Source organism: Selenomonas sp. AB3002 (assembly GCF_000702545.1).
Classification (GTDB): Bacteria; Bacillota; Negativicutes; order Selenomonadales; family Selenomonadaceae; genus Selenomonas_B; species Selenomonas_B ruminantium_A.
On the sequence record NZ_JNIO01000008.1, the window covers coordinates 1,890,255 to 1,915,163 of the forward strand.

A 24,909-nucleotide genomic window follows, 5' to 3' on the forward strand; every position below is an offset into this window, starting at 1 on the left:
CAGTGCCATTTTTCATTTCTTCATTCGTTTGATTGTGAAGCTGCCCGTCTCCACCTCTTTGCGGTGGCAATGGGGGCACTCATTCTCGATGATGCCCGTATAGCCGCAGACGGGATCACGGTCAACGGGGTGGTTAATGGAGAAATATCCCATGTCGTTGTCGTGCATAGCCCGCACCACAGCCTCGAAAGCCTTGACATTCTTGGTGGGGTCGCCGTCCATTTCAATGTAGGCGATATGGCCTGCATTCTCCAGGGCATGGTAGGGCGCCTCAATCTTGATCTTGTCGATAGCCTTGATGGGATAGTACACCGGCACATGGCTGGAGTTGGTCATATAGGGCCTGTCAGTAACTCCCTTGATGACGCCATAGTTCTTGCGGTTGGAACGCTGGAACTGTCCGGCAGTGGACTCGGCAGGGGTACCGAAGCAGGTCCAGTTCATGTGCTCTGCCTTGCTGTACGCATCAGTCTTCTCCCTGATGTGTCCCACGATTTTCAGCCCCAGTTCCTGAGCTGCGGCACTTTCGCCATGATGGCTGCCTGTAAGGGCCACCAGGCACTCGGCCAGACCGCAGAAGCCAATGGAGTAGGAGGCGTGCTTCAGCACCTCCTTGATGCTGTCCTCGGGACGCAGGTTCTCACTGCCCATCCAGACCCCCTGCCCCATAAGGAAGGGGTAGTTATAAACATGCTTCTGCTGAATGACACTGAGGCGGGCCAGCAAATAATCATGGCTGACCTGGATGTACTTGTCCAGAAGCTCCCAGAACGTCTCCATATCACCCTTGGCTTCCAGAGCCATCTTGGGCAGGTTGATGGTGGTGAAGGCAAAGTTGCCGCGGCTGCCGGATTCCTCCGGACCATTGACGTTGCTCATGACCCGGGTGCGGCAGCCCATGGTTGCCACATAGGAATTATAGTCCCCCTCCTTGTAATACTGGAGGTTGTAGGGTGCGTCAAGGTTCACGAAGTTGGGGAACAGGCGCTTGGCGCTGACCTTGCAGGCCTTCATGAAGAGGTCGTAGTTGCGGTCATCGGGGTTATAGTTCACCCCGGCCTTGAGCTGGAACACGGAAATGGGGAAAATCGGGGTCTCCCCGTTGCCCAGTCCCGCCCAGATGGCGTTCAGCACCTCCCGGGTCACCAAACGGCCCTCAGGGGTGGTATCCATACCGTAGTTGATAGAGGAGAAGGGCACTTGGGCACCAGCACGGCTGTGCAGGGTGTTGAAGTTGTGGATCAGCGCCTCCATGGCCTGATGGGTCTCCTCCACCACATCCTCGCAGGACAGCTGATAGATGACTTCCACATCAAGCTCCCCGGCAGGCAGGCTCACCATGGCAGAGACAGTCTCATTGAGAGCACGCCCCAGCTCATTCAAAGCTGCATCGTAATGGGCAGCATTAGCCTCCCGGCTCTCCTCATAAGAGCAAACTTCAAAGTCCAGCTTCTCCTTCAGCAGCCGCTTGAACTCCTTCTCCGTCTCCCTGCCCACCAGGCCACAACGGTAGCGCAGGGCACGATAGGCCTCATCCAGCAGGGCCTTGCGGAAGGACTTCTTCACGCCCTCTGCCATGGCAAAGTCAAAGCAGTTGATGCTCTGTCCGCCGAACATATCGTTCTGGTTGCTCTGGATGGCAATGCAGGCAAGGCTTGCATAGGCACGGATGGAGTTGGGCTCACGCAGGAAGCCGTGCCCCGTGGAGAAGCCCCCCTTGAAGAGCTTCAGCAGGTCAATCTGGCAGCAGTTGAAGGTAATAAGGGAGAAGTCCTTGTCATGGATATGAATCCAGTTCTCCTTGTCTGCCTCGCGGAACTCCTCATCCAGCACATAGTTGTCCACAAAGTGCTTGGCACCCTCGGCACCCAGCTTCAGCATGATGCCCATGGAAGCGTCAGTATTGATGTTGGCGTTGTCGCGCTTCAAATCAGAGTCCACCGCATCGGCAAAGAAAATATCCCGATAGCTTTCCATCAGGTGTTTCTGAGCTTTGCGGCGCTCAGTATGCTTCTGGCGGTAGGTGATGTACTTCTTGGCCACCTCATAGAAGTCAAACTTCATGAGTTCCTGTTCCACCACGTCCTGGATTTCCTCCACACCGATGGAATCGCGGTCCGCTACGACGCGCTCTACCTGCTCCGTCACAGCGTCGATATCTTTTTCGCTCATCTGCTGGACAGAATCCCTGTTGGCACCGGCAATGGCATTGCGAATCTTTGACCTGTCATAATCAACGATAAGCCCGGAACGCTTGGTCACTGTCTTTAGGTTCATGCTGCTGCGAAGGGCACGCCCCATCAGCACAGGGCCTCCCTGCCCCATACTATATGCGTGTCCCGTCTCCCTACCTTTCACTATATATTGTGTTTCTAACAAATCTCAACAGGAATATATTGTAGCAGAGAACGCCCCGGATAGCAATGCCCAATGTTACCAAAAATCCCTGCCCCAACTTCCTGAATCAGCTTCTATGGCTTGACTTCTCACACTTTTACAGTACAATAAAATCTGGATTATTTCCTATGAAAATAACTCGACAAAAAGGAAGATATATTATGCAGATTACCACCACCGGCCAGGACAATTTCATCCGCTGGACCCTGGCCGCCGGAGCCTATTTCCTCTGCCTCATCGCCTTCTACATCGACATTGGCCAGGATATGGGCGCCCAGTATTTTATGCCCATACTGATTCCCGTCATAGCCGTCCTGATTCTGATGCAGTACGGCAGCCGCATTCCCCTGTTCTCCAAAGCCGCCCTGCCCAATCTATTGACAGGGCTCTTATGGTGCTCGGCTTTCCCCCTGCTCTACACCTGGACTTACAATCAGGGCTGGTATATGTCCATGATCTGCTTCGACTTCCTGATTGGCACCGCCCTCTTTGTCCTGCTGACCTCCCTGGAGAGTTCTCTTTTCCGGCTGGGCTGGCACAAGACCATTGCCGTTTTCATGTCCCTGCTGAATTTCGTGGGCATCGTGGTGCCCCTGATTCAGTATATCTACTACTGCACAGTCTGGCACTGCCTGTCCCCCGCTTCCCTGATGGCCCTCTATCTCACCAACTACCATGAGAGCCTGGACTATATCCAGTCCAATATCGGCGTGCTGCCGGCTCTCGCCATCCTCGCCGCCCTCTTTGCCTTCCTTTATTTCTGCTACAAATGCCATCTGCGGCTGGCAAGGGAGCTGGAGGAGGACACTACAGCAGGCCGCATGGGAGCTTTGGCCTTCCTGGTGATTGGTGCCATGTGGGTTCTGTCCGTCTACCTGCCCCAGTCCTCCATCGCCAGCCTCTGGTTTGATGTGGACACCTATGTGAAGCAGACCCAGGAATACGGGCTGGGCCATGACGAAAGGCTGAACAGCCTTTCCATCGACCAGAGCATGACCCTGGCTGCCAAAGCCCCCGGCACCGTGATTTTCGTCATCGGCGAATCCGCCTCCCGCAACTATATGAAAGCCTACACTCCTGCCTTCCCCTATGAAGACACCCCCTGGCTTTCCTCCATGGCAGAGAATGACAATTTCCTGCTATTCCGCAATGTCTACGCCTCCTGGTCCCAGACGGTGCCCGTATTGCAGCGGGCCCTCACAGAGCAGAGCCAGTACAACGGCAAGGAGTTCTTCAATTCTGCTTCCATCATCGACGTGGCTAAAAAGGCTGGCTATGAAACCTGGTGGTTCAGCAATCAGGGCCGCTACGGCCAGTACGACAGCGCCATCACTTTGGTGGCCAAGACTGCCGACCATGCCGAATGGACAGATGACTCCTACACCTTCACGGACAAGTACGATGAGGCACTGCTGCCGTACCTTTCCCAGCTGGACCCCACCAAGAACAATTTCGTGGTGCTCCATGTCATGGGCAGCCATATCTACTACAACAACCGCTATCCTTCTGCCTTCAGCAAATTCCAGACCGCAGAAGGTCAGTCCACCGTGACTTCCACTGAGTCCTATGCCAACAGCATCCTCTACACCGACCACATCCTCTCCCAGGTCTTTGCCTATGCCCAGAAGAACCTGAACCTGCAGGCCATGGTCTACTTCTCCGACCACGGGGAAAATCTGGAGATTTCCCACAACCCGGATGTCTTCAGCTTCGACATGGTACGCATCCCCATGTTCATCTACCTCTCCCCCGCCTACCAGCAGGCCCTGCCGGGCCGCACCCAGGCCCTCAGGGAACACCAGAATGAATATTTCACCAATGACATGCTCTACGACACCGTCAGCGGCCTCCTGAACGCCCCCTCCGACCGCTACGAACCATACCAGGACTTCGCCAGCCGCAGCTACGCATACAACAGAGATAATCTCACCACCATGCTGGGGCAGAGAAAGCTGACAGAGGACATGACCGATATGCCCCCCGCACCGCCAATACAGGCACCTTGACTGGATATGTTCAATTAGGATATGATATAGGCAAGGATAATTCTGACAGTTTCACTCAAAGAAGTTAAGAGGTGACTAAAATGCGAGCCTTAGCGGATTACCAGAAAAGCGAACTCATAAACGGTACTGTCTATGATATGAGTCCTGCCAATACCAAACACATCGCCATACAAAGAAACCTTTCTGCTATCATCTTCAACTTTCTCAAAGGCAAACGTTGCAAGCTGTTCACCGAAATCGGCGTTGATTTCGATGAAGACAACTACTTTATCCCCGATCTGATTGTGGTCTGCGACCCAAACAAAATTACCCATCGCGGTATCAAGGGTGCCCCTGACTTCGTAGTGGAAGTCCTATCCACCAGCACCCGCAAGCGCGACATCGCCATCAAAAAGCAGACTTACGAAAGATTCGGTGTTAGGGAATACTGGATTATCAACCCCAAAGACGAGTCAATCGAAACATATCTCCTCAAAGACGGCAAGTACGAACTCGACAACGTCTACCACAACTTCACCGAGGAAGAATGGAGCTACATGGACGAAGACGAAAAAGCCCAGCAACAGCTGAGCTTGAAGATAAGCCTGTATAGTGACTTGGAAATTCCTGTCAAGGATATATTTGAAATCTAAAAAATAGCTTTCGCACATTACCAAACGTGCGAAAGCTATTTTTTATCTGTCCTTTAATTTTTCCTCGTCAAGTATTGCCCCATATTTCGGCCTGTACCAAGATATCGCCCTGATAGCGTTGCAGTAATCCTGCATGGCCTGGTCGTCTATCTGCGGCAGGCTATCCACCAGCGGCTCTGGCACCAAAGGCACGGTATCGGCTTTGCCGATGGCATTTCTGGTTATGAAGAAGCCGTAGTTCACGCCCTTTTTATTGGTAGTAGTAAGGCTTGAACCTAACGCCATATACTCAAAACCTTGCGGTGCAATCAGTTCATAGATAGTGGGCATGATGTCTATCTGGCTGCCTGCGGAATCCTTCAACAGGGTGCCCTTGTGTATTCCTCTGCCCACCACAATGAAAGGAATCCCATACCTTTCATATGTCTTTGGCTGTTTTTCCAGATTGTATCTGTCCCCGTGGTCACCCACGATGATGAAAAGGCTGTCCGGGAATTTCTCTTTTGCCTCTTTGACAAACTTTGCCAATTCCCGCTGAGCGTACCAATAGTGGCCCAGCTCCCGCAAAAGCTCCTCATCCTGACTCAGATTCTCCGGCAGGGCCTCTCTCACCTTTTCCTTGGGAAAGCCCTTGGCCTCCACATCCACATCGTAAGGGGAATGGTTGGAAGCGTTGAGAATCACATGGAAGGAGGGCTTGTCGCTGGCCACTCCCTCCAGCACCTTGGCATAAAGGCACTCGTCCTCACAGCCCCAGACGCTGCCGGGAACTTCACCGAAATCCCCCCGGCTGTAGAAATGGCTGAAGCCCTGTGCCTTGGTAAAGGCACCGATTCTCTCCCAAGTGGCAGGGCCTGCATACCAGAAATTTGTCTCGTAGCCCATTTTCTCCATCTGAGGCGCCGCCGCCGTGGGATAAGGAGCAGCAAAAGACTCTGGCATGGTGGTGAGGTAGAGATTGGCATCAGCAAAGCCTGTCACCACCCCCGTCACTGCCGAAACGGTGCTGGCACCATTGGGCAGGAAAGCAGGGCAGTAGTCCGCGTCCTCCTGCTTCATCAAAGCCCGCAAATCCGATGCAACAGGCAGATAGTCATACTCCGGCAGCAAGGGCCAGTTGGCCAGGCTCTCGGACAGAATGACGAACACCTGCCGTGGTTTGGCCACCGTTGCGCCTTGAGCTTTTCTATGCAAATAGTCGTCCAGATTGTCAGAATCTGCAGGCCGCCCCGAAATATAAGCCGCCAGCAGGCGGATATCCTCCGTAGTGAAGTTCAGTCCGTTGCAGGCCAGCATCCTGCGATTCAATTCATAAGCCCGATAGATGGCCTGAGGGCTGTCCAGGATGGCTTCGTTCAAAAACTCATCCTTGGTGACACCGGCGTTTTCCCAGTCCACTGCCGTCTGCCACCCCAAGCTGCCGCCAAAGATGCCCAAGAGACTCACCAAATACAACAGCCCCAAATAAGCCGTCCGCAGAAGATACCGCAGAGGCAGGGGCCAGCCTTGCGGCTGAATCAGTTCTTCCCTGGTCTCCAGCAGCCACTTCAAGACACGGTAGAGAGCATAGGCCAGCAGCAGCGCCCCTGTCAGGCGCACGGGCAGATTATACTGCTGCACGAAAGTCCAGAACAGGGCCTCTATATCATCATTTACCCCGTTGAAGACCATCTGATTGTAGTTGGCGTGGAACAGGCGGTAATAGGGGAACACCGCCACAAAGAGAATGGACAGGGCCGTAAGCAACAGGCCGTTCAGAGAGAGCCACAGCCCCCACTCTGCTTTCTTCCAAAAGGGCAGGAGATAATGGGCAGTGAGAGCAGGCACCAGACTGACCAAAGTCAGCCCCCCTGCCGTCTGCATGCTGAGCCTTGTGCCACGCAAAAGAGCCGCATAGACATCGCTGATTCCTGAGCCTTCTCCCAGATATTCATGAAGCCCTGCCATAAAGATAAGCCGAAAAAGGGAAAGGACTGCCAGGTAAAAGAAAAATACCTTCAGTCCCTTCATAGTAACGCTATGAAATTCCCTCCAGCTTAAGAAAGCTGGTATTTTCACGGCAGGATAATCTCCACGCCATAGGAATCAGCAGCCTCCTGAATATCCTTATCCGGCAGAGAGTCAGTTATCAGGCCTGAGAGGGTGTCCAGGGTGGTATAGTTGTAATTGCCATCAGTGGAGAGCTTGCGGGCCTCTGCCACCACATAAGCCTTCTTGCTGTGACGGATAATGGCGGCCTTGTTGATGCCGTCGTCAATATCGTAAGTGGAGACGCTGTTCTCCTTCACATCCACCCCTACGGCGCCCACAAAGGCAATATCCGGCTTCAGGCGGGAGATGAAATCCAGAGTCATGCCGCCCCAGAAGCCATCGCGGCTCTTGTTGATCTTGCCGCCGGCGAACACCACGCGAATCTTGGGATTGCGGGCCAGTACCACCAGAATGTCAATCATATTGGTGACCACGGTGATATCACGCTCGGACTTCACCAGAAGCTCTGCAATAGCCAAATTGCTGGTGGAAATGTCCAGGAACACCATATCATGCTCATGAATCAGACGCACAGCCGCCTGGGCAATGCGCTGCTTGGCCTCTACATCTGTGTGGCGGTGCTTGCTCACCTCCACCATGTGGCTGTTCTCGCGCAGACGCACAGCGCCGCCGTAGGTGCGCTTCAGCTTGCCCTGCTTCTCAAGGGAGCCAAGGTCTTTGCGGATACAATCCTCAGTGACCTTGAATTTCTCGCTGAGTTCCCTGACCCGGACCTTGCCATCCTGAGCCAGCATCTGTAGTATGATTTCCTGACGTTCTTCCAAAAACATGCTTGCACGCTCCTGTTCTATAGTTTCTAATCGCTCATTTAGAAGTAAGGGAGTTCTTATTCTCTCTTGTTGTATCAATATTGTACTAAACGTCAGTCAACTTCGCAAGACCTGAGAGAAAATTATCCTCAACACAAAAAGAGCACCCCGCAGGATGCTCTCATATTTAGTGAAATAAACTCAGCGCAGGAAGACAACGCTGGCAGTATCAAGGAAGCCGGTGGCACCGTTCTCAATGAGAACGCGATTGGCATCTGCCACGGAAAGGACAGGATTGCCATTGTGGTTATCAAGGCTCACTGCACGCACAACCAACGGATTGCTGCCAGCACGGGAAGCCCTGGCAATATCAGTAGTATAGCCAGCCATGCCATTGGAAATGACCTTATCATAATCGAGATTCTTGTAACCATAGATGGGAGTGCCCTCAGCGTTCTTGATCACCGGGCTCATGACGGGCTTCAGCCCCAAACCACGGCAGTCAACAATCAGCCCCGTATAGCCGCCAATGGCGCGGCCGGAAGGAGCGGCAGAAGCAGAGCTGCCTTTGCCATAAACAGGCTGGGTAGAATGTACGGTCGTGGATGGCAGGGAAGGATAACCATAGTCAGTAGCAGGACGGGGCACAGAAGGCTCTACCCCCCCCACCACATCGGGGAAGGCCGCCTTCGTCTGAGGACGCTCGATCACTGCGCTAGCCAGCGAGTTGGAAACGCCAAACATAGGCACCTGCAGGGTAACGCTGTAGCCGCCTTCAGACAGGGTCTTTTCCTCCACTATGCGGGCGCCTTGCACCAGGGCACTTACATGAGTGCGTACCACATCGCTGGTGACCATCATGTTTTCCACCGTGGTATCAGCATCTACATTGACACCTTTGATTTGCTCAGCCAATTGACGATAAGCATCCACGATAGCTGCCCTGCGGGCCAGCATGCGGGCTTGTACAGAGTTGTAGGCATTGGCAGGAGCTACGCCAGTCCCCTCTGCCGTCACTACAGCACTATCCCAGTTAGTTGCAGCAAAAGCCGAAGCTGTCAACATCACCAGCATCAGCGCCATCATACTCATCATGCCAAAGATATGCCTGAACTTCTTCATCCTTTTCAACCCCATTTCAAATAGTTGATTAAGATAACATTCTCCTTACATTTATATTATCGTGCATTTTTTCAAAAAAGTAAATTAAAATTCGATTAAAATTTCAAAAGGTTGTCCATGCTAACTGAAACAGGGTTGCTGCACCAAAGAAAAGGAAGATGCCGCCAGACAGAATCTGCAACTTCTTGGCAGGAAGCTTCTTATGGAGAATAGCCCCACAGATAACCCCCATGAGATCAGCCAGCACCATGCCCAGCACAGCTCCCAGAAGTACCAGCTGCCAACTGGGATAGGCCGCCGCCATGGTCATAGCGGCAAACTGGGTCTTGTCCCCCATCTCCCCCACAAAGAAAGCTGCTGCCACGGTCCATAGGGGGCTGTGCACAGAGTCGTGAGCTTCTTCATCCTCATCCTCAGCCCGCAGAGTCCAGAAGCCAAATAAGAGGAAAGCTGCTCCTGCCACCCCCTGCATCAGCTCCGGGCTCAGGTAACTGCCCACCACATTACCCGCTGCCACCGCCAGGGAATGAACAGCCAGTATGCCCAAAAACATTCCCCCAAGTACAGGTCGCCAGTGATACTTGGCCGCAAAGGCCATCACCAAAAACTGGGTCTTATCCCCCATCTCGGCCAGGAACACCACCCCAAAAGAAGATAACAATGCTTCCACTCTTGCCTTACCTCTGCTTTCCTAAATAAATACACATACAAACTTCGTGCAAAACAAAGTTTTGCATCCCTAAAGGGACTAACTTCGTGTCGCTCTGCCCTTAAACGAAAACAGCCAATCAATCTGCGTCCTTCGGATTTGATTTCTTGGGTTTTCATAATAAAAAAAATCCGCCTAAGCGGATTATCTTTAAAAAGTGGTGCCTCAGAGCGGAATCGAACCACTGACACGGGGATTTTCAGTCCCCTGCTCTACCAACTGAGCTACCGAGGCATAATGGCGACCCGAAGGGGACTTGAACCCCTGACCTCCGCCGTGACAGGGCGGCGTTCTAACCAACTAAACTACCGGGCCATATTTGGTGGCTCACCCGGGGGTCGAACCCGGGACAACCTGATTAAAAGTCAGGTGCTCTACCAACTGAGCTAGTGAACCATGTGAGCATCTAGGAAAGCTGGTAGATCTAAACTGAATCAGGTAGTACGTCACTCACAGGTAATTATTATAGAGGGTTTGCCCCTACCTGTCAATGCTTTGACATGGATTTTTTTCTCTCGCCAGTAAGTGAGGTTACTGCTTCCCTCAGCCTGCAACTCGGCAATCACCTGACACTGAAATTTTCACTCGCCAGTAAGTGAGGGGCATGGGTATGGCATAAGCGGAACGTGTGGAATTTTACCATAAATCTTAGTGAGCACAAGCTTCGCTCTGCGAAGCAGAGCAAAGCGCAGTGGGAGCTTAGATTCTATGGTAAAATTCCAAGTGAAGCGTTGCCATGCCCATGCCCCGAACGCCCACCAGCAGTGCCAGCAACAAAAAAGCACCCCGCAGGGTGCCTTCGCTTAACTGGCAGCTTCCTATCCTCCCAGCCCGTCTCCAGGCAAGTACTTTCGGCCTCTGAATGCTTAACTACTGTGTTCGGAATGGGAACAGGTGGATCCATTCAGGCATCGCCACCAGATATTCAGTTGAAAGATTGCTCTTTCAAAACTATACAGAAGAATTACTTTGTGTTGAACATCTTAGATTAAGTTAAGCCCTCGACATATTAGTAGTAGTTAGCTTCATGCCTCACGGCACTTCCACACCTACCCTATCAACCTTGTCTTCTTCAAGGTGTCTTACTAGCTTATGCTATGAGATACTTCATCTCGGGACGGGCTTCACGCTTAGATGCTTTCAGCGTTTATCCCTTCCGGACGCAGCTGCCCAGCTGCACACCTGGCGGCATGACTGGTTCACCGGCGGTCCGTCCACTCCGGTCCTCTCGTACTAGGAGCAGTCTCCCTCATGTATCTTGCGCCCGCGATGGATATGGACCGAACTGTCTCACGACGTTCTGAACCCAGCTCACGTACCACTTTAATGGGCGAACAGCCCAACCCTTGGGACCTGCTTCAGCCCCAGGATGTGATGAGCCGACATCGAGGTGCCAAACCTCCCCGTCGATATGGACTCTTGGGAGAGATTAGCCTGTTATCCCCAGGGTAGCTTTTATCCGTTGAGCGATGGCAATTCCACTCTCATTCCACCGGATCACTAAGCCCTACTTTCGTACCTGCTCGACCTGTATGTCTCGCAGTCAAGCTCCCTTCTGCCTTTATACTCTTCGCGCGATTTCTGTCCGCGCTGAGGGAACCTTTGGACGCCTCCGTTACTCTTTCGGAGGCGACCGCCCCAGTCAAACTGCCCACCTGATACTGTCCTCGGTTTTGTTAATCCCGGAGTTAGATTCCTAACACGCAAAGGCTGGTATCCCAACAATGACTCCCCCTAATCTGGCGATCAGGGTTCTCCGTCTCCCAGCTATCCTGTACGTTACATGCCAAAAATCAATGTCAGGCTGCAGTAAAGCTCCATGGGGTCTTTCTGTCCAGTCGCGGGTAACCTGCATCTTCACAGGTATTTCAATTTCACCGGGTCCCTCGTTGAGACAGTGCCCAAATCGTTACACCTTTCGTGCGGGTCGGAACTTACCCGACAAGGAATTTCGCTACCTTAGGACCGTTATAGTTACGGCCGCCGTTTACTGGGGCTTCAATTCAGAGCTTCAGCTTGCGCCTGACCCTTCCTCTTAACCTTCCAGCACCGGGCAGGTGTCAGCACCTATACGTCAGATTTCTCTTTAGCAGGCACCTGTGTTTGTGGTAAACAGTCGCTTGGGCTTCTCTTCTGTCGCCGGCTCCAGCTCCATGAGCAAGTCACTTCACCAGCTCCGGCCATCCTTCTCCCGAAGTTACGGATGCATTTTGCCGAGTTCCTTAACGAGGGTTCTCCCGCGCACCTTAGGATTCTCTCCCCGCCTACCTGTGTCGGTTTTGGTACGGGCGCATTTCACCTCGTTAGAAGCTTTTCTCGGCAGTGTAGTACGCTTGAATTCGTTCATCCCGTAGGAATCCCTATCTGTCAGTTCTCGGCCTTGCAGTGAGGGGATTTGCCTCCTCACCAGCCTACCGCCTTCGACCGGCATTTCCAATCGCCGGCTCAAGCTCCTTGCTGCGTCACTCCATCCTCAAACGGTTCCATGCGGTACAGGAATTTTTGCCTGTTGTCCATCGCCTATGCTTGCTGCCTCGGCTTAGGTCCCGACTTACCCTGGGACGACGAGCGTTGCCCAGGATCCCTTAGGCTTTCGGTGGGTCAGATTCTCACTGACCGTTTCGCTACTCATACCAGCATTCTCACTTCCAAGCGCTCCAGCTGTCCTTGCGGTCAACCTTCAACGCCCTTGGAACGCTCCCCTACCCAGACTTGCGTCTGCCGCGACTTCGGTTCTGTACTTGAGCCCCGGATATTTTCGGCGCAGGGCCTCTCGACCAGTGAGCTATTACGCACTCTTTGAATGGTGGCTGCTTCTGAGCCAACATCCTGGTTGTTTATGAAGTCCTACATCCTTTTCCACTTAGTACAGCATTGGGGACCTTAGTCGGCGGTCTGGGCTGTTTCCCTCTTGAGTACGGGTCTTATCACTCGCACTCTGACTCCCAGGTTCTTCTCATACAGCCATTCGCAGTTTGACTGGAGTTGGTATCCATTACAGACCCGCGTCCGATCAGTGCTCTACCGTCTGTATGTGTCGCCTGAGGCTAGCCCTAAAGCTATTTCGGGGAGAACCAGCTATCTCCACGTTCGATTGGCATTTCACCCCTATGCACAGCTCATCCCAAAGTTTTTCAACACTCACGGGTTCGGCCCTCCACTCATTTTTACCTGAGCTTCAGCCTGGCCATGCATAGATCACTGTGGTTTCGGGTCTAATCCATGTGACTTGCGCCCTGTTAAGACTCGCTTTCGCTTCGGCTCCGCGTCTTCCGCTTAACCTTGCCACATAGATTAACTCGCCGGTTCATTCTTCAATAGGCACGCCGTCGCACGTATAAAGTGCTTCGACTGCTTGTAGACATACGGTTTCAGGTTCTATTTCACTCCCCTCCCGGGGTCCTTTTCACCTTTCCCTCACGGTACTATGCGCTATCGGTCGTTCCGTAGTATTTTGCCTTGGATGGTGGTCCACCCTGCTTCCCACAAGGTTTCACGTGTCTCGTGGTACTCTGGATACCGGCCCATTGGAGGTTCTTTTGCTTACGGGGGTTTCACCTTCTGCGCCGCTCCTTCCCAGAAGCTTCAGCTAGAATCTCTTCCTTTTATGCCGGTCCTCAACCCCGGGTGACCGAAGTCTCCCGGTTTGGGCTCTTCCCTTTTCGCTCGCCGCTACTGGGGGAATCTCTTTTGATTACTTTTCCTCTGGCTACTTAGATGTTTCAGTTCACCAGGTGTGTCTTCCTTTCGGATAGTGCAACATAACTCGCACTGGGTTGCCCCATTCGGAAATCTGAGGGTCAAAGCTTACTTGCAGCTCGCCTCAGCTTATCGCAGCTTATCGCGTCCTTCATCGACTCGGAACGCCTAGGCATCCACCATATGCCCTTGGTAGCTTAACTTAAAGTTAAAAGCAACTAAGTTCATCTGTTTCAGATGTCTATGCTTTTGAATCCTAAAATGTTCGTTCAAACCTTTAACATTACTGTTTCCGGATTTGAAATTGATACATTTCATTCTTCTGTGTAGTTTTCAAAGATCAATTTTAATGGTGGGCCTAAGTAGACTTGAACTACTGACCTCACGCTTATCAGGCGTGCGCTCTAACCAGCTGAGCTATAGGCCCATAATGGTGGAGACGAGGAGAATCGAACTCCTGACCCCCTGCTTGCAAGGCAGGTGCTCTCCCAGCTGAGCTACGCCCCCATTATGGTTATTAAGTTTGAAGGTTGTACCTTCAAAACTAGACAATGCAAAAGCCAAATGCCACGACCTAGGAATTGTAATCCTTAGAAAGGAGGTGATCCAGCCGCACCTTCCGATACGGCTACCTTGTTACGACTTCACCCCAGTCATCGCCCCCACCTTAGACGGCTGTTTCCTTGCGGTTAACCCACCGGCTTCGGGTGTGAATGACTTCCGTGGTGTGACGGGCGGTGTGTACAAGGCCCGGGAACGTATTCACCGCTGTATGCTGACCAGCGATTACTAGCGATTCCGACTTCATGCAGGCGGGTTGCAGCCTGCAATCCGAACTGGGAGACGGTTTATGGGGTTCGCTTGCCCTCGCGGGTTCGCTGCTCTCTGTCCGTCCCATTGTAGTACGTGTGTAGCCCAGGACATAAGGGGCATGATGACTTGACGTCATCCCCGCCTTCCTCCGCGTTGTCCGCGGCAGTCTCATTTGAGTTCCCACCATAACGTGCTGGCAACAAATGATAGGGGTTGCGCTCGTTGCGGGACTTAACCCAACATCTCACGACACGAGCTGACGACAGCCATGCACCACCTGTTTTCGTGTCTCCGAAGAGAGGCATCCATCTCTGGATGTTTCACTCAATGTCAAGCCCTGGTAAGGTTCTTCGCGTTGCGTCGAATTAAACCACATACTCCACCGCTTGTGCGGGCCCCCGTCAATTCCTTTGAGTTTCAGCCTTGCGGCCGTACTCCCCAGGCGGAGTGCTTATTGCGTTAACTCCGGCACAGGAGGGGTCGATACCTCCTACACCTAGCACTCATCGTTTACGGCGTGGACTACCAGGGTATCTAATCCTGTTCGCTCCCCACGCTTTCGAGCCTCAGCGTCAGTTACAGTCCAGAAAGCCGCCTTCGCCACTGGTGTTCCTCCTAATATCTACGCATTTCACCGCTACACTAGGAATTCCGCTTTCCTCTCCTGCACTCAAGAAAACCAGTTTCCATCCCATCACGGGGTTGAGCCCCGAACTTTTAAGATGGACTTGATTTCCCGCCTGCGCTCCCTTTACGCCCAATGATTCCGGACAACGCTCGCCACCTACGTATTACCGCGGCTGCTGGCACGTAGTTAGCCGTGGCTTTCTTGAAAGGTACCGTCATTAGGTTCCGTTGTTGATAGAACCCACGTTCGTCCCCTTCGACAGAGCTTTACGATCCGAAGACCTTCTTCACTCACGCGGCGTTGCTCCGTCAGGCTTTCGCCCATTGCGGAAGATTCCCCACTGCTGCCTCCCGTAGGAGTCTGGGCCGTGTCTCAGTCCCAATGTGGCCGTTCATCCTCTCAGACCGGCTACTGATCGTCGCCTTGGTGGGCCGTTACCCCGCCAACCAGCTAATCAGACGCAGGCCCATCTCTAAGTGATAGCTTACAAGTAGAGGCCATCTTTAATGAGCTTCCCATGCGGAAAACTCACAACATTCGGTATTAGCAGTCCTTTCGGACTGTTGTCCCCATCTTAGAGGCAGGTTGCCTACGCGTTACTCACCCGTTTGCCACTAGCTTCCGGCTTCACCGTTCAACCCTAAGTTGTGTTAGCACTTTTATATAGTGTGGTGAATGCTTCGCATTCACGACGCTCAAAGTGCATCTACCTCTTAAAGCTCAACGGTGAATCCGTAAGCCCGTTCGACTTGCATGTGTTAAGCACGCCGCCAGCGTTCGTCCTGAGCCAGGATCAAACTCTCCAATAAAGCATTGGAAAAGCTTAATTCAGCTCTTTCATTTGTGTTAAAGAAATTAACAGTTGCTATTCAGTATGGTTTCTTTATAACCATGCTTCATCTTTTCAGATGTGCAACCGATGTTTTGGTTCAAACTAAAAGTTTGACTAACATCTGGCTTGAAAACAAATTTGTTTTCGTTTGCATTGTTTAGTTTTCAAGGAACAACTTGATTTCTCAAGAGTCGCTCGCTTGAAGCGACTTGTTTATTTTATCTTGTCTCTTTCGGAGTGTCAAGCACTTTTTTGAATTTCTTTTTCAATATTTTTGCTGGCCAATCAAGGCTCTCTTTTATATTGTAGGAAACTCTTTCGTGCTTGCCGCTCCCGTTAGCGACTTGTATTATGATACACGCCTTCAAGTCATTTGTCAATAACTTTTTAAGATCTTTTTCCAATACTTTTTAAGATCTTTTTCCAATACTTGAGGAGGTGACAAAAAAACACCGCCGAAGCGGTGTTGTCAAATTCAAATGGTGGCGGCACAGAGACTTGAACTCCGGACACTGCGGGTATGAACCGCATGCTCTAGCCAGCTGAGCTATGCCGCCAAAATAAATGGTGGGCAGGGATGGATTCGAACCATCGTAGCCGTGAGGCGGCAGATTTACAGTCTGCTCCCTTTAACCACTCGGGCACCTACCCATTTGCTGTCAACAAAACCAGCGACAACAACAGTAATTATTATACCCTCTTATGCATCTGTTGTCAATCACTTTTTTAAATTTATAAAAAAAATATCTCCTGCCCCAAAAGGCAGGAGATACATCTTCTCATTACTTCTTGCGCATCCACACAGGAATGTCAATAAAAGGCTCTACCGGCTCCTGAACAGGAGCTGCAGGCTGCTGCTGGGGCTGCTGAGCAGGGGTTGCTGCAGGCTGCTGGCCAAAGAGATTAGGTGCCACAGGCGCAGCAGGAGCAACAGCAGGCTTTGCCGGCTGCTGGGGGGCAGGAGCCCCCACCTCGTCCGGGTTGTCAAAGCCAGTAGCAACTACAGTGACCTTGACAGTGTCGCCCATAGTGTTATCCACAGCGGCACCCCAGATGATGTTGGCCTGGCCGTTGACGGCCTCGTGAATGGTATTGGAAGCCTCGGTGACCTCGTACATGCTGAGGTTCTCCTCGGCACCGGTGACGTTGATAAGCACGCCTCTTGCGCCATCGATGGTAGTCTCCAGCAAAGGAGAAGCGATGGCGTTCTTGGCTGCCTCCACAGCAGCGTTCTCACCGGTAGCCTCGCCGATACCCATGAGAGCGGTACCTGCATTGCTCATGATGGAGCGCACATCTGCAAAGTCCAGATTGATAAGGCCCGGCTGAGCGATGAGGTCAGAAATACCCTTGACGCCCTGGCGCAGGATATCATCTGCCTCCAGGAAAGCCTGGGTGATGGAAGTCTTCTTGTCCACCACCTGCAGCAGACGGTCATTGGGAATGGTGATGATGGTGTCCACATGCTGCTTGAGAGTTGCAATGCCGGACTCAGCGTTGCGCTTTCTGCGCATGCCCTCAAAGCTGAAGGGACGGGTCACAACACCAACAGTCAGCGCACCAATCTCCCGGGCACATTCAGCTACCACAGGAGCAGCACCTGTGCCGGTGCCGCCGCCCATACCAGCGGTGACGAAAACCATGTCTGCGCCGCGCAGCGCCTCGAGGATATCATCACGGCTCTCCTCGGCCGCTTTCTGACCGATCTCGGGCTGTGCGCCAGCTCCCAGGCCGCGGGTCAGCTTCTCGCCAATCTGCATGCGCTTAGGTGCCAAAGATTTCAAGAGCGCCTGAGCATCCGTATTGACGGCGATGAACTCTACGCCCTGAAGTCCCAGATTAATCATGCGGTTCACAGCATTGCTGCCGCCACCGCCTACACCTATTACCTTAATGTTGGCCAGCTGGTCCAGGCCGTTATCATCCAACTCAAACATCACTCAAACCCCCATACGAACCAATATGTCCATGCGCTCCCTGGGGCGCACTTAAATCATTACACTATCTACGCCTTACCATTTTACCATCATTAAGAGCGTTTTTCCAGTAGTCACTTTGAAAAACTTCTCAATCCCTCACTCATCAGGCAAATGAGGCCTTTCAAGGCCGTGCTTTTTCAACAGGTGGCGGCGCAGTATCGCCAGATTCTTGAATATGCGGAAACCAAAGGTCAGCAGGGCCACATAGTAAAGGTCTATGCCCAGGCGGTCCCCCACAAAGACCAGGAAAGCCGCCAGCAGCGCATTGGTGAAGAATCCGCTGATAAAGACCGTATTGTCAAAATGGCCGCTAAGAGCAGCCCTGAGACCGCCGAAGACGGAATCAAGAGAAGCCAGGAGCGCCACGGAAAAGAGCTTGGCATAAGCCAGGGGAATCACCACGGGGAAAACATAGCCAATGGCAAAACCTGCTATAAGTCCCAATATAGGCAGTATCATTTGGTCTCCCCCTCCTTTTCCTCCGTCTCATGGGCATAAGTATGGGAAGTAGAACCTTTGTAAGCGGGAATGTAGACAGACTGGCTGGTGGAAACCTCCAGCTGGATGCCCCAGACCTTCAGAGTCTCTGCTACGCCTCCCCGCATTTTGATGGCATTCTCCAGGCTCTTGGACTCGCCAATGGCCCTGATTTCAAAGGGCGGAGCAGAGCGCACATTGTTCACCGACAGGGTAGGCCCGGCACAGCGGATTTCCGAAGTGCCAACCAGGCGCTGGCCATTGATAGAAATAGCCTCTGCCCCTGCGGCACGAAGCTCATTGATGACCTTCAGCAAATCATCATCATGGATGATGTAGAGGTTAGGGTTCTCCCCCGCCTTAGCCGTAGCGCTGCTGTCCTCCAGCTTCACGATGACCCCCTCCCCCACCACGGGAGTAAGGCCAGCCCTGAGACGTATATCCTCACTGATGGTGCCGCCGGCTTCAGAAGCCTTCTGCTTGCGCAAAGTGGAAAGTTCTTCTTTCAGCCCGTCCCGCTCCTGCTCTGTAGTCAAAAGCCTTTCGGTGATTTCCTCAATGCGCTGGTAGGAAACACTGCCCTTCATGTCAGCGGTGGTGCGCAGCTGCACAGCTACCATGAAGCCCAGCACCATGCAGACACAGGCGATAGACCAGCGTCCCTGACGGATTTTTATCATATACCCTTCCCTTCCTGATGCACTTCTTCTACCAGCACATCCTTGAGCCTTATCACAGGCACCTCATAGCTGAAATCCACATACTCCACGGCATAGGGGCTGGTCTGCTGGTCCTGGAGGAAATCTTCCGTGAGCTTCACTTCTTCCTCCAACCTGTCCAGATTGCCCAGGCGTATCTGCACTGCCTTGGCTGTATAGGCCACCAGCGACTCAGGATTGGCTGCATTCACTTCGGAAAGCTGATTAAGGGCCTCAGGGCTCAGCTCCTGCAGCAGGGACAGCACCTTCCTGATATTGGCATCACGCACATCATCCCCTATGTAAAGGTCATGGACAGTAACCCCGGTAATCAGGGGAATAGGCACATGGCGCAGATTACGATAAGCCGCAATGACCTTCCCCTGCCTGTCAAGATCCACATAGCCGTATTCTGAAGCCACCGTAGCCACCGGCACGCGCTCAACGATATTGATATCCAGGCTATAAGGCAGGTTCCGCTTCACCGTAGCCGATTCAATGCGCAAATCCTTCAAAAGGTTCTCCGTCACCTCAGCGGTCTCCAGATTGAAGAGCGGCTGCCCCTTCTGCACCCGGGCAATGTAGGCAATCTCGTCCTCGCTGAGGTACACCGCCCCTTTGACATTCAGCTTCTGGAGAGTGAAAATGGGCGAATAGACCAGGAGGGCTACCAGACCACAGGTAACAATCAGAAACAACAATCCCTTAAATATGCGCCTGGGACTTCTCCTGACTCTTATATTATCTGCCATATCTTCACACCTCCTATAGTATGACAAAGTAATTAACAGCTATTGACCTCCACCGCTTGCGGGGGAGGTGGCAGCCGAAGGCTGACGGAAGGGGGAGCCAGGGGTCGCAAAGTCAGCCCTCCAAGTCCCCCCTTCCACCGTCTTCGACGGTCCCCCTTCCCCGTAAACGGGGCAGGTAAGACCTATAATTTCATTGTGTATACTATATTCACTTTAACATGATTAAGAAATCTTGAACCCAGCCATCTCCAGCATCCGCTCGCAGAGCTCCGGGAACTCGATGCCCTTGGCCCTTGCTGCATCCGGCACCAGGGAAACCTCCGTCATGCCCGGCACGGAATTGACCTCGATGACATAAGGCACCTCGTCTTTGGACAGCATCATGTCCACCCGGGCCACGCCCTTGCAGCCGCAGGCGGTGAAGGTCTTGATGGCCAGGTCCTGAATCTCCTTGGTCTTTTCCTCGCTCATGGGCGCAGGAATGATGTGAGAAGAAGCGCCCTTGGTGTACTTGCTGTCGTAGTCATAACGCCCCGTAAGGGTAGTGATCTCGATGATGGGGAAGGCTTCCTTCTCTTCCTCGTTGCCCCATACAGCCACCGTCAGCTCCCGGCCCTCAATGAACTCCTCCACCAGCACTTCGTCGTTGTACTTGAAAGCCTGCACCAATGCGTTCTTCAATTCATCGCGGCTCTCCACGATATAGACGCCGATGCTGGAGCCCTGGGAAGCAGCCTTCACCACCATGGGCAGAGAGAACTCTGCTTCAATCTCGGCAGCCAGGCCCCGCTTCATCTCATAGCTGTAGTAAGTGCGGGAGCGGGGAGTGGAAATTCCCTCAGCCACGAAGACCCGCTTGGAAGCGGCCTTGTCCATGGTGACAGCCGCAGCCAGCACCCCGGAGCCGGTGTAGGGAATGCCCAGCATATCAAGGGTGCCCTGCAACAGGCCGTCCTCGCCGAACTTGCCGTGGAGGGCATTGAAGACAATGGCACAGCCCGTCTTCTGGATATCGTTGGCAAAGGTTTTGGGTACCAGTTCCATGCCTTCGGCATTATATCCCTTGGACTTCAAGGCGTTCAAAATGGCCGTGCCGGTACGGCGGGAAACCTCGGCCTCCGTGGAAGTGCCGCCCATTACTACAACTATCTTATCCTGATTCATTTCTTATGGCTCCCTTACTTCTTCAGCATTTCAACCAGCTCTTCACTGGTCTTGTATATATCCCCTGCGCCCATAGTAATCACCAGGTCGCCTTCTTTTACTTCTTTGGACAGGAACTCTGCCAGCTTCTCGCGCTCAGGCACATAGGTCACATCCTGGCCTGACTGGCGCAGCACTTCCTCCAGCACCGTACGCCCGTCAATGCCCGGAATTGGTGCTTCCCCTGCCCCGTAAATGTCCGTCAGCACCAGCTTGTCAGCGGAAACGAACGCCCCGCCGAACTCCTCATGCAAGAGCTGGGTGCGGCTGTAGCGGTGGGGCTGGAACACGCAGATCAGGCGCTGGGGGCTGGTCTCCTTGGCAGCCTTCAATGTAGCTGCAATCTCCGTGGGATGGTGGGCATAGTCATCCACCACCCAGACTCCCCGCTCCCGGCCCTTGGTCTGGAAACGGCGCTTGGCCCCGTGGAAGTTAGCCAGGCCCTCGGCCATCTTTTCAAAGGAAACTCCCACAGAAAGGCCCGTGACGATGCAGGCCATGGCATCAAGCACATTGTGGCGGCCCGGAATATTCAGCTCCACATGGCCCAGCTTCTCCCCGTCCTTGAACACATCAAAGGCAATGCCCCTGCCGCCGGTGGTGATGTTTTTAGCGTTGTAGTCAGCCTTCTCCTCGATGGCGTAGGAAATCACCTTGCGGTCAAGGTTCTTGGCGATATTGCGCAGATTCTCGTTCTCGAAGCAGAGCACAGCATAGCCCGTTTCCTTGTCCACATTCTCCAGGAACTGGGTGAAGGCCTTGATGATGTTCTCCATGGTGCCATAGTGGTCCATGTGGTCATCTTCCACATTGGTGACCACGGCGATATGGGGATGGAGCTTCAGGAAGGAGCCATCGCTCTCGTCAGCCTCGGACACCAGATAATCCCCCTGGCCCAGCTTGGCATTGGTACCCAGGTCAGGCACCTCGCCGCCTACTATGACCGTAGGGGAAATCCCAGCCCTGTCCAGGGTCACCCCCAGCATGGCGGAAGTAGTGGTCTTGCCGTGGGCACCTGCCACAGCAATGCCCTTGTATTCGTTTACCAGAGCCGCATTGATATCGGAGCGGTGCAGGCGGGTGATGTGCAGATCCTTGGCTGCCAGCACCTCCGGATTGTCGTGAGGAATAGCGGAGGAAACCACGATGGCATCAGCGCCGCGAACATTCTCCGCCTTCTGGCCACCAAGAGTGACTTTGGCGCCCAGCCTGACCAGATTCTCAATGACGCCGCTGTTATCCCTGTCAGAGCCGGTGACCTCATAGCCCAGCTCGCACATGACTTTGGCCAGAGGACTCATGCCAGCGCCCCCAATGCCTACGAAATGAATTTTTTTGATATCTTTAAGCTCCTTGAGCTGCTTCATGACCACTATCCCTTTCTTAGCTATTCTGCGCCAAAGTCAACACCATATCGGCAATCTCCTCTGCGGCCTCCGGCTTTCCCAACTTGCGGCTGGCTTCTGACATGGCTTTGAGCCCTTCCTCATCAGCCAGCAGCTCCTCCAGAGCCGCCCCCAGAGTCTCGGCAGTCAGATCCTTGTTGAGGATCACCCTGGCCGCTCCCTTCTTCTCCAGTGCCCGGGCGTTGAACTCCTGATGATTCTCCGCCGCATAGGGGTAAGGCACCAGGATGGAGGGAATCCCCCGGGCTGTCAGCTCCGACAGCCCCGTAGCCCCGGCCCTGAACACCGCCAGATCCGCCATAGCCTGAGCCTGGGGCATATTGTAAAGGTAAGGAACCACCTTGATATGCTCCGGCAGTTTGGCAAGCCCCGCTTCCTTCAGGCGGCTTATCACATCATCGTACTCCTTGGCCCCGGTGGCATGGAGCATCTGCACCTGGGGATTCTCCGCTGCCTTCACCAGCACCTCAATCATGGCCCTGTTGATAGCCCGCGCCCCCCGGCTGCCCCCGGAAATGAGCACCGTCTTTTTCCCTGGATCAAAGCCGAAAGCCTTGGCCCCCTCTTCACGTTCAGCCTCCATCACCGCCCGGCGGATGGGGTTGCCCGTATAAACGGTCTTCTCTGAGGGGAAATAAGGCAGGGCCGCCTCGGAGCCCACCGCAATGCGGCTCACAAAGCGGGAGAGCAGCTTGTTGGTAATCCCCGGCAGCACATTCTGCTCCTGCACCATGGTGGGGATATGCTTGAGACTGGCCGCCATGAGGATAGGCCCGCAGACGTACCCCCCGGTGCCAATCACCACATCGGGCCTGAAGTCCCGCACGATTTTGGCAGCCTTCGCCACCGCCGCCATGGCCCTGCCTGCCCGCAGGAGATTCCTGGGAGTCAGGCGGCGCTCAAAGCCCTGCAGGTCCACAGTGGCAAAGGGCAGCCCCTCCTTGGGCACAATATCCGCCTCCAGCCCATGAGGAGTCCCCACATAAAGGAACTCCGCCTCCGGGCACTTTTCCCTGATGGTATTGATGATGGTGATGGCCGGGTAGATATGGCCCCCCGTGCCGCCCCCCGAAACAATAATCCGCAAAATACCGCTCCCCTTGCCTATGAGTATAATAGTAATCGCACTGAAAGGTGTTGCCTGACCTCCACCGCTTGCGGGGGAGGGGGACCACCGAAGGTGGTGGAAGGGGGAGGAGCAGCCGAACAATTCACTTCGAAGATACTTGTTCGACCCCTAGCCCCCCTTCCGTCAGCCCTTCGGGCTGCCACCTTCCCCGTAAACGGGACAGGTAAGACCTGTAATTTCATTATGCATACTAAAGAAAATAATGTCACATCCCCTTTATTTGAAAGGGTTCCCGAACGCCTTAGCGCAAGTCATTCACCAGTCTCTTGAAATCCCTGCCCCGGGCCTCGAACCCTTCGTACATATCGAAGCTGGCGCAGGCAGGAGAAAGCAGCACCACCTGGGGTGCCTTGGCCAGCTTGTGCGCCGTGGCCACGGCTTCCTCCATGCTGAAGCCCACCATGTGGATATGCTCCTTAGGATAACCGTTCTTGATGGCTTCTTCCTGAAAACGCTCAGCGGCAGCTCCCAAGAGAATCAGCTCGTCGCAGCGCTCCTTCACCAGCCCCATGAACTCCGTCAGGTCAGTCAGCTTGTCATCACCGCCAGCCAGCAGGATGATATGCCCCGGGAAAGTCTCCAGCGCCTTGATGGCAGAATCCGTATTGGTGGCCTTTGAGTCATTGTAATAGGCCACCCCATCCAGCTCCCGCACCGGCTCGATGCGGTGCTCCACCCCCTTGAAGGCTTTCAGCACCGGCACCATTTCCTCCACCGTGGCTCCCATCAGGAAAGCAGAAGCAGCCGCTGCCAGGGCATTTTCCACATTGTGGCCGCCCTTGATGCCCAGCTCCTCCACAGTGCAAAGCTCATGGACATTGCCAGCCCAAATGATAACCAGACGGTTGTCAGCCTGGCGCACATAAGCGCCCTCCTGCAGTTCCTCTTTGCGGCTGAAATAACAGACCTTGCCATGGGCACGCTCTGCCATGCCACGGGTGTGGCTGTCATCGTAATTCAGCACCAAAAAGTCCTCAGCCGTCTGCTGGGCAAACATGCGCTCCTTCATGGCCTGATAGACCTCCATGGAGCCGTGGCGCACAATGTGGTCGGGCGTGACATTCAGCACCGCCGCCACATGGGGATGGAAGTCCTCGGTGGCCTCCATCTGGTAGCTGGAAATCTCAGCAGCGATGGCACCGCCCTCCCCTACCCGCAAGGCTTCTTCCACCAAGGGAATGCCAATATTGCCGCCTACGCCGGTCTTGCCAGCAGGGAAATGGGCAGCCAGCAGCTCACCCAGCAGGGTAACCGTGGTGGTCTTGCCATTGGTACCGGTAACAGAAGCAAAAGGAGATTGGGCAAGTTCATAGGCCATCTCCACCTCAGAAAGCACCCTGATGCCCTTGTCATAGGCAGCCTTGATAATAGGCACCCGCACGGGCACAGCCGGGGACACGATGACCATATCCACCCCGGCCAGCATCTCCTCCTGCTGGGGACCGAAAGCCAGCTCTACGCCCAGCGTCCTAAGCTCTGCAAAATCGTACTTCAGGTCAGCTTCCTGCTTGGCATCACTCAAAGTGACCTCAGCACCAAACCGCTTAGCAACCTTGGCAGCGGCAAAGCCGCTGATGCCTGCACCGATGACCAGTACCTTTTTCCCTGCTAACTCCAGCTCCATTG

At 53.7% G+C, this 24,909-nt stretch carries 15 protein-coding genes, 7 tRNA genes and 3 rRNA genes; 2 read left to right on the forward strand and 23 right to left on the reverse strand.

The window, feature by feature from the left end; genetic code table 11:
* Positions 1-12: 12 nt before the first annotated feature.
* Complete coding sequence (locus P159_RS0116995) at positions 13-2,277, reverse strand: anaerobic ribonucleoside triphosphate reductase (protein WP_029546049.1); 2,265 nt, start codon at positions 2,275-2,277, stop codon at positions 13-15.
* A 281-nt stretch (positions 2,278-2,558) separates the two neighbouring features.
* Here P159_RS0116995 and P159_RS0117000 point away from each other — a divergent pair, with 281 nt between their 5' ends.
* Complete coding sequence (locus P159_RS0117000; protein ID WP_037377082.1) at positions 2,559-4,403, forward strand: phosphoethanolamine transferase; 1,845 nt, start codon at positions 2,559-2,561, stop codon at positions 4,401-4,403.
* 80 nt (positions 4,404-4,483) lie between these two features.
* Positions 4,484-5,035, forward strand: a complete 552-nt coding sequence (locus tag P159_RS18880) for a Uma2 family endonuclease (RefSeq protein ID WP_037377083.1) — start codon at positions 4,484-4,486, stop codon at positions 5,033-5,035.
* Positions 5,036-5,077: 42 nt separating this feature from the next.
* Here P159_RS18880 and P159_RS0117010 read toward each other — a convergent pair whose 3' ends face one another.
* The 22 genes from P159_RS0117010 to murD all read right to left on the reverse strand — a co-directional run bounded on the left by P159_RS0117010 (position 5,078) and on the right by murD (position 24,907).
* A complete protein-coding gene (locus P159_RS0117010; RefSeq protein WP_080706042.1) occupies positions 5,078-7,045 on the reverse strand; it encodes an LTA synthase family protein in 1,968 nt (655 codons plus the stop codon).
* 44 nt (positions 7,046-7,089) lie between these two features.
* Positions 7,090-7,857, reverse strand: coding sequence for a DeoR/GlpR family DNA-binding transcription regulator (locus P159_RS0117015; RefSeq protein WP_029546056.1), 768 nt, complete (start codon positions 7,855-7,857; stop codon positions 7,090-7,092).
* Between the two features lie 180 nt (positions 7,858-8,037).
* Complete coding sequence (locus tag P159_RS0117020; protein WP_029546058.1) at positions 8,038-8,958, reverse strand: LPP20 family lipoprotein; 921 nt, start codon at positions 8,956-8,958, stop codon at positions 8,038-8,040.
* Between the two features lie 103 nt (positions 8,959-9,061).
* Positions 9,062-9,628: a TMEM165/GDT1 family protein gene (locus P159_RS0117025; protein WP_029546060.1), complete on the reverse strand. Its 567-nt coding sequence runs from the start codon at positions 9,626-9,628 to the stop codon at positions 9,062-9,064.
* A gap of 197 nt (positions 9,629-9,825) precedes the next feature.
* Positions 9,826-9,901, reverse strand: a tRNA-Phe gene (locus tag P159_RS0117030).
* A 4-nt stretch (positions 9,902-9,905) separates the two neighbouring features.
* Positions 9,906-9,982: transfer RNA gene (locus P159_RS0117035), tRNA-Asp, on the reverse strand.
* A gap of 5 nt (positions 9,983-9,987) precedes the next feature.
* Positions 9,988-10,063: transfer RNA gene (locus tag P159_RS0117040), tRNA-Lys, on the reverse strand.
* Positions 10,064-10,472: 409 nt separating this feature from the next.
* A 5S ribosomal RNA gene (rrf, locus tag P159_RS0117050) occupies positions 10,473-10,589 on the reverse strand.
* A gap of 67 nt (positions 10,590-10,656) precedes the next feature.
* Positions 10,657-13,569 (reverse strand): 23S ribosomal RNA (locus P159_RS0117055).
* A 147-nt stretch (positions 13,570-13,716) separates the two neighbouring features.
* Positions 13,717-13,793: transfer RNA gene (locus P159_RS0117060), tRNA-Ile, on the reverse strand.
* Positions 13,794-13,797: 4 nt separating this feature from the next.
* Positions 13,798-13,873, reverse strand: a tRNA-Ala gene (locus P159_RS0117065).
* 87 nt (positions 13,874-13,960) lie between these two features.
* A 16S ribosomal RNA gene (locus P159_RS18885) occupies positions 13,961-15,616 on the reverse strand.
* The 16S, 23S and 5S rRNA genes sit together here with 5 tRNA genes alongside, the layout of an rRNA operon.
* A gap of 503 nt (positions 15,617-16,119) precedes the next feature.
* Positions 16,120-16,196 (reverse strand) — tRNA-Met (locus P159_RS0117080).
* An 8-nt stretch (positions 16,197-16,204) separates the two neighbouring features.
* Positions 16,205-16,290, reverse strand: a tRNA-Tyr gene (locus P159_RS0117085).
* Between the two features lie 131 nt (positions 16,291-16,421).
* A complete protein-coding gene (ftsZ, locus tag P159_RS0117090; RefSeq protein WP_029546064.1) occupies positions 16,422-17,576 on the reverse strand; it encodes a cell division protein FtsZ in 1,155 nt (384 codons plus the stop codon).
* A 138-nt stretch (positions 17,577-17,714) separates the two neighbouring features.
* Positions 17,715-18,077, reverse strand: coding sequence for a small basic family protein (locus P159_RS0117095; RefSeq protein WP_029546066.1), 363 nt, complete (start codon positions 18,075-18,077; stop codon positions 17,715-17,717).
* Positions 18,074-18,775, reverse strand: coding sequence for a DUF881 domain-containing protein (locus P159_RS0117100; RefSeq protein ID WP_029546067.1), 702 nt, complete (start codon positions 18,773-18,775; stop codon positions 18,074-18,076). Before P159_RS0117100 ends, P159_RS0117095 begins: the two co-directional genes overlap by 4 nt.
* Positions 18,772-19,545, reverse strand: a complete 774-nt coding sequence (locus P159_RS0117105; protein ID WP_051650442.1) for an FtsQ-type POTRA domain-containing protein — start codon at positions 19,543-19,545, stop codon at positions 18,772-18,774. Before P159_RS0117105 ends, P159_RS0117100 begins: the two co-directional genes overlap by 4 nt.
* A gap of 222 nt (positions 19,546-19,767) precedes the next feature.
* Positions 19,768-20,709 carry a D-alanine--D-alanine ligase gene (locus P159_RS0117110; protein ID WP_029546069.1) on the reverse strand — a complete coding sequence of 314 codons (942 nt, stop codon included), beginning with the start codon at positions 20,707-20,709 and terminating at the stop codon, positions 19,768-19,770.
* Positions 20,710-20,723: 14 nt separating this feature from the next.
* The gene (gene murC, locus P159_RS0117115; protein WP_029546070.1) at positions 20,724-22,115 is read right to left on the reverse strand and encodes a UDP-N-acetylmuramate--L-alanine ligase; all 1,392 of its coding nucleotides are present in this window, start codon (positions 22,113-22,115) and stop codon (positions 20,724-20,726) included.
* Positions 22,116-22,131: 16 nt separating this feature from the next.
* Positions 22,132-23,241, reverse strand: a complete 1,110-nt coding sequence (murG, locus tag P159_RS0117120; RefSeq protein ID WP_029546071.1) for an undecaprenyldiphospho-muramoylpentapeptide beta-N-acetylglucosaminyltransferase — start codon at positions 23,239-23,241, stop codon at positions 22,132-22,134.
* 283 nt (positions 23,242-23,524) lie between these two features.
* Positions 23,525-24,907, reverse strand: coding sequence for a UDP-N-acetylmuramoyl-L-alanine--D-glutamate ligase (gene murD, locus P159_RS0117125; RefSeq protein WP_029546072.1), 1,383 nt, complete (start codon positions 24,905-24,907; stop codon positions 23,525-23,527).
* Positions 24,908-24,909 lie beyond the last annotated feature (2 nt).

What these genes read in the sequence shown, in the direction of transcription:
- P159_RS0117000 (WP_037377082.1), top strand. Translation starts at nt 2,559, where the DNA reads ATGCAGATTACCACCACCGGCCAGGACAATTTCATCCGCTGGACCCTG.
- P159_RS0117100 (WP_029546067.1), bottom strand. Translation starts at nt 18,775, where the DNA reads ATGATAAAAATCCGTCAGGGACGCTGGTCTATCGCCTGTGTCTGCATG.
- P159_RS0117110 (WP_029546069.1), bottom strand. Translation starts at nt 20,709, where the DNA reads ATGAATCAGGATAAGATAGTTGTAGTAATGGGCGGCACTTCCACGGAG.
- P159_RS0117010 (WP_080706042.1), bottom strand. Translation starts at nt 7,045, where the DNA reads ATGAAGGGACTGAAGGTATTTTTCTTTTACCTGGCAGTCCTTTCCCTT.
- ftsZ (WP_029546064.1), bottom strand. Translation starts at nt 17,576, where the DNA reads ATGTTTGAGTTGGATGATAACGGCCTGGACCAGCTGGCCAACATTAAG.
- P159_RS0116995 (WP_029546049.1), bottom strand. Translation starts at nt 2,277, where the DNA reads ATGAACCTAAAGACAGTGACCAAGCGTTCCGGGCTTATCGTTGATTAT.
- P159_RS18880 (WP_037377083.1), top strand. Translation starts at nt 4,484, where the DNA reads ATGCGAGCCTTAGCGGATTACCAGAAAAGCGAACTCATAAACGGTACT.
- P159_RS0117015 (WP_029546056.1), bottom strand. Translation starts at nt 7,857, where the DNA reads ATGTTTTTGGAAGAACGTCAGGAAATCATACTACAGATGCTGGCTCAG.
- murC (WP_029546070.1), bottom strand. Translation starts at nt 22,115, where the DNA reads ATGAAGCAGCTCAAGGAGCTTAAAGATATCAAAAAAATTCATTTCGTA.
- P159_RS0117105 (WP_051650442.1), bottom strand. Translation starts at nt 19,545, where the DNA reads ATGGCAGATAATATAAGAGTCAGGAGAAGTCCCAGGCGCATATTTAAG.
- P159_RS0117095 (WP_029546066.1), bottom strand. Translation starts at nt 18,077, where the DNA reads ATGATACTGCCTATATTGGGACTTATAGCAGGTTTTGCCATTGGCTAT.
- murD (WP_029546072.1), bottom strand. Translation starts at nt 24,907, where the DNA reads ATGGAGCTGGAGTTAGCAGGGAAAAAGGTACTGGTCATCGGTGCAGGC.
- P159_RS0117020 (WP_029546058.1), bottom strand. Translation starts at nt 8,958, where the DNA reads ATGAAGAAGTTCAGGCATATCTTTGGCATGATGAGTATGATGGCGCTG.